This is a genomic window from uncultured Mobiluncus sp. (assembly GCF_902488535.1).
GTDB lineage: Bacteria > Actinomycetota > Actinomycetes > Actinomycetales > Actinomycetaceae > Mobiluncus.
In genome coordinates this window covers 1-4597 of record NZ_CABTWO010000038.1, presented here as the reverse complement: position 1 = coordinate 4597, position 4597 = coordinate 1, and the positions used below count along the sequence as shown (strand labels likewise).

The window sequence follows — 4597 nt, the reverse complement described above, 5'->3', positions numbered from 1 at the left end:
GTCATGCGCCCGTCCGCAACCTTCAACAAGATCATCGACGCACTGGAGAAGTAATCCTCTAGGTTGATTATGCGGGCCACTGGTCCGAGCTGTCGATGCTGTCTAGCCGGCTGGCCCAGGGTTTCACACCCCGGGCCAGCCGGTTTTTGTTTGGCCGGGCTCGGAGCCCCTTTGCCCAGCCCAGCCTCGTCCTCCATCCCCAAAAGCTACCCCTACCCTAGTCACTGGGCGATGCCCACACGCCCCCAGAGCAACTGCACATTCTAATGGTACAGGGGTAACGCTCGCTGAACTGAACCGATTCTGCCGCCGCGGCTACGTTTTCGAAGCTTGGATACAACTAGTTTCGTTGAAGTGCCATTTTGCGACATCAGATCAAACAGAGGCAAGACATAAGTTTCCACAAGCTTGATCCAGAACTTGCACATTCAAACGTAGATGGATTGCTTAGCTAACGCGCTACGCCGGTTGCATCCGAATATCTCGAACAACTGCCCAATGAGCTTTCCCACCATCTTTTCGGAAGTGCCAAGTGCCGCCGCGATGTCCCTGTCGGACAACACACCGTCGCGCAGGCATTGCATCACCCGAGTTTGGAACGGCGTGAGATTCTGAGCCCGAAGCACTGTGGATACAGGGAGCCGATGGTCAAGCATCATGCCGCGATCGAGGTAGATGAGCCTCATTTCAAGAACAGTAGTGAAATTCTCGGGAGGTTGTTCACAGGTGAAGTAGGCGTTAGCTCCTGCTTCGATCGCGCCAAGAAGCGTTCGTGAGGTGTGCATGGCGTGCTCAACAAAGTACAATATTGGTGGCGATTCACTCTTCTCTGGAGAAGTAACCACCTGGTCATCTTCGACTTCGAATACATCACAGTGTGTAGTGCCGATTTCATGCGAAGACGTTACTGCGGTAGCTGTTGCCCTAACCATATCTGCAGTCGTTTTCGAGTAGGCTTCATCGGTGCCAGCGCCGTTGACTATTAACCGCCTTGACTTAGTAAACATGCATGCAGCAATCACCGGAACGGGCGCACTCTTCACGGACCCACCACCGAAATCCAGAATGTTGATATCCCTGAGACTGTTAATGCACCCCATTTCGGCCCACCCGAAGCAATCTTTCAAAGCTGCCGTTATGTTGTAATCCGCCCCAATGAAAAGGCATGGCTTCCCAGCTATATTCTTCCGCCACATCAGAGCCCAACCACCACATCTGAACTATTCGCAATATATACAGAGTGGGTGGCTACGACGACCACTGCACCACCCTGAGCAAATTGACGTAGATATTTAAGGACGAGTTGCGCGTTTGCTTCATCGAGGGCCCCGGTTGGTTCATCAGCTAACACAATCCTAGGCTGCGCGAGAATGAGTCTTACCAAAGCAATGCGCTGTTGCTCGCCACCAGAAAGCTCGCTTACCGTTCGCTTTTCAGTTCCTCCAAGCCCGACTTCAGTCAGCGCCGCTGCCATCGTCTCGCGGGAGACGCGGGGGACAGCAATCTTGATATTCTCCATCACAGAGAGATCGGGTACCAAACCATAGTCTTGAAACAGGTACCCGACGTTTGCTCGCCGAAATCTGCGACGTGCGCCCGGATTTATGGATGCGATGTCGAGCCCTTCGAACTCGATCGTCCCCGAATCCGGCGTAGTCAGTCCGCCTAACATATTGAGCAAGGTTGTTTTGCCACTGCCGGAGGGCCCTGTGAGCGCCGTGATTTGACCTGCCTTAAAGGTGGCCGTGAAATTTTGCAAAACTAACCGCTCGCCAAATGCGCAGGATATTTCGCTTACCTGAATTGTCATTGCGGTTCCACTCCTCCTCTTGCATCCCACTGCGAAGCAGCTCTGAGCATTAGCACCACAGAAACCAAAAACCATACTGCGCTGAAACCCACGACTGCGACGATGGTCAACGGTGACCATTGATTTTCAAACCCGATACTCCAGGTTGAGGGCGCGCGGCTCTCAGCTTGAACCTGATGATTGCGGACCTTATACAGCAGCCAGCCAATCGTCGCTAAGAAAAATACAACCTCAATAGCTACTGCTTCCTTTGCAACCCACCAAGGGCTTCGCCCACAAACATAGGCAACGTGGATTTTGCGCCGGTAGGTAACGCGAAAAGTAAGGACCGTGGCTCCGACCAAGACCGTCACAAGCAGGACTACCGCAAAGCCATTCAGCCCCCACAGAGCCACATTCTGCTCGGCGGCGCGAATGCTCGCGTGCCATGAGTCCTCGCGCGGCCTGAAGAAAGCAAGCGTATTCCCAGTTGCACCCTTCAACATTTGCGAAGGCACATCAGGGGAGGCAGTGAGAAGGACTTGCTGGGATACCTTCGACATCAAGTTGTGGTCCCCCAACGGGGCGAGGCCACGCGGAAGGATGACGAGAATCGGGTTATCTACTTGCGGACGGTACTCAACATCGTAAGTGAATACCGAACCCAAGCTGCATCCGTCCCGCCACTCTATGTCGGGCGCTGGTTCATTGGTATAACTAGCCTCGAATTCGAGCGAATCCTCGATCACGTTTCTCGAGTGCACAGACAACTCTCCCGGCGAGCAGACCGTCACAACAGCACCCTCCAACATCGACACTCCCGCCTGTCGCGCGAATTCCTGGTTCACTAATAGAACTGGTGCCTCTAATTCCACGGGCCATGTAATCCAATAAGGATCAACGAGGAGTACGTCTCCCGCCTCGTCGGCAACCCGGAATGGCACTGCAGTCTCTGTATCTGACCAATCTTCGAAGGCTGTGTTGACGTTCAACGCCAACTCTTGCGGCCCACGGTGCGCATACCACGCCCCCTGCAGGCGGTGACGCGCCTCAAGTTCCGCAGAAAACCCAACCAAGGTTGCAACCACACTAAGCGCAGCAACCAGGGTCACGCCGCGGACGACGGTCAGGGAATAGAGAATTGGCCGCGCGTGAATCTTGCCCTTGATGGATTGAGGTATCGATGTCCTGCGAACCAGAAGCTGCCCACTCAGGTAACCAACGAGCAAACACACAGACAGAATCACGCTGATCGTGAAATAAATTCTCCAAAATACCCAGCTCTCCGCCCACCCGTTGTAGGCATAAAGAAGGCCAGCAACAAGCAGTGGGCCTCCGAGGTAGACGATCGTAAGCGCAAATCTTTGGCGCTGAATTTCAATACGGGTCGTTTCTGCGACACTGAGCCCAAGCAGTCGATGCACACCGACCTCACGTGAGCGGGCAAGAACATGGCCTGCGCTGAGAACCAGGCACAGGAGCACAGACAAGATCAGCAGAATAGGGATAGTCGAAGATGCAAAGATCTCCGTGAAATGCCTGGTAAGAGGCACCGCGTCAAGTCCCTGCTCATCTAACCACCGTAGCAAGTGTTGCTCGTCCGCCGCCGACCCTTTGATATGGAGAGGTTGTCTCGGATCAGAGTATGGAAAGTCTTCCAGCGGATAAAATATGTCAACTTCCCCCCGTTCAAAGCGAGGCCGTTCCATCCGGCCACCGTCAGGCGGAAGCGAGGACGAGTAGACTCTTTGCTCACCACCTGAGACAGCGAGCGACGAGTAGTTAATCGCGATATCGAAGTCATTATTTCGCGCAAACTCGGCCAGCTCGGAATAGAAACTCGCGCTCTCCGAAGCGATGCGATCTGATTCCACCTGTACCCCGTACTCACCCAGGTGACCATCGATCGTTGAGTAGAGCCTCGCGCCGAGGAAAGCCACAGTAGTCGCCAGAATAGCCGTGGCGAATATCCCCACGGCTAATAGGCTTGATCTCAGAAAGGACATGTTCTAGCAATGACGATAGAAGGACTCATTTTCTAGCAATGACGATAGAAGGACTCATTGCTGATTCCCTTTCGCGGAGCAGTAGCGCGTGACCAGACGTTCTTGTTCACACAGCCGCTATCTGACCGAAACTTCCCCACAGCTGTAGATCCATGTCGAACGCCGTTGTGAAAGTAGTGGGACCACACCGTGGAAGAATCACTGCCGTAATCCCAGATTCCTCCGTCAATGCTGACAATCTTCGCCCCAGCAACACCCGTGCCGGCAAAGGTCAACACACCCGCCAAAACTGCACCAGTGATGCGGTTTCGATTTTGAATTTTCATGGTTTCTCCCTTCGGTAGGTATTCAGCAGCGGAGGGACTTCCGCCGTGGTCCAATTATCAAATTCGGATTTGTGTAATACAAGTAGAAAAACCTACCTTTGTGATTTGCAACACTACCTAATCTCTACAGCTTGCCAAGTTTGGGTCTTCCCAGGCACGGTGCAGCGACGGCTGCTCACGCATCTGTACCGCTTCGACGAGCCTTCATCTTCCTGAGCGCGCCGGCGTCCTGGCCGCCGCGCTGGACAAGGCCACCGAGAAGCTTCTCGACGAAGGCAAGTCCCCGTCGCGCAAGGTGAACGAGATCGACGACCGCGGCGCTCTCCCCGTTCTGGGCAGAGGCGCTGGCAGCCCAGTCCGACGACGCCGAGCTGGCCGAGGTCTTCGGCCCGATCGCGAAGGACCTGCGCGACAACGCCGATGTGATTGACAAGGAGCTCCTGGACGCCCAGGGCAACGCTGCCGACCTCGGCGGC

The 4597-nt window shown here is 54.6% G+C and carries 5 protein-coding genes and 1 pseudogene; 1 reads left to right on the top strand and 5 read right to left on the bottom strand.

What is annotated here, in order from left to right:
* The 5 genes from RDL66_RS08865 to RDL66_RS09045 form a co-directional block, all read right to left on the bottom strand.
* The coding region (locus RDL66_RS08865; protein ID WP_308536621.1) for a hypothetical protein at window positions 1-197 on the bottom strand (197 nt) is incomplete at its 3' end.
* A gap of 231 nt (window positions 198-428) precedes the next feature.
* Window positions 429-1196, bottom strand: a complete 768-nt coding sequence (locus RDL66_RS08860) for a hypothetical protein (RefSeq protein WP_308536620.1) — start codon at window positions 1194-1196, stop codon at window positions 429-431.
* Window positions 1196-1810 carry a heme ABC exporter ATP-binding protein CcmA gene (gene ccmA, locus RDL66_RS08855; protein WP_308536619.1) on the bottom strand — a complete coding sequence of 205 codons (615 nt, stop codon included), beginning with the start codon at window positions 1808-1810 and terminating at the stop codon, window positions 1196-1198. Before ccmA ends, RDL66_RS08860 begins: the two co-directional genes overlap by 1 nt.
* Window positions 1807-3765, bottom strand: coding sequence for a hypothetical protein (locus RDL66_RS08850; protein WP_308536618.1), 1959 nt, complete (start codon window positions 3763-3765; stop codon window positions 1807-1809). The genes ccmA and RDL66_RS08850 overlap by 4 nt, the downstream gene beginning before the upstream one ends.
* Window positions 3766-3827: 62 nt before the next feature.
* The gene (locus tag RDL66_RS09045; RefSeq protein ID WP_374042924.1) at window positions 3828-4121 is read right to left on the bottom strand and encodes a lactococcin 972 family bacteriocin; all 294 of its coding nucleotides are present in this window, start codon (window positions 4119-4121) and stop codon (window positions 3828-3830) included.
* Window positions 4122-4302: 181 nt separating this feature from the next.
* Here RDL66_RS09045 and RDL66_RS09040 point away from each other — a divergent pair.
* Window positions 4303-4597, top strand: a pseudogene (locus tag RDL66_RS09040) (NADP-dependent isocitrate dehydrogenase); the annotation flags it as partial.

Coding starts and splice junctions, on each gene's coding strand:
- ccmA (WP_308536619.1), bottom strand. CDS start 1,810: ATGACAATTCAGGTAAGCGAAATATCCTGCGCATTTGGCGAGCGGTTA.
- RDL66_RS09045 (WP_374042924.1), bottom strand. CDS start 4,121: ATGAAAATTCAAAATCGAAACCGCATCACTGGTGCAGTTTTGGCGGGT.
- RDL66_RS08860 (WP_308536620.1), bottom strand. CDS start 1,196: ATGTGGCGGAAGAATATAGCTGGGAAGCCATGCCTTTTCATTGGGGCG.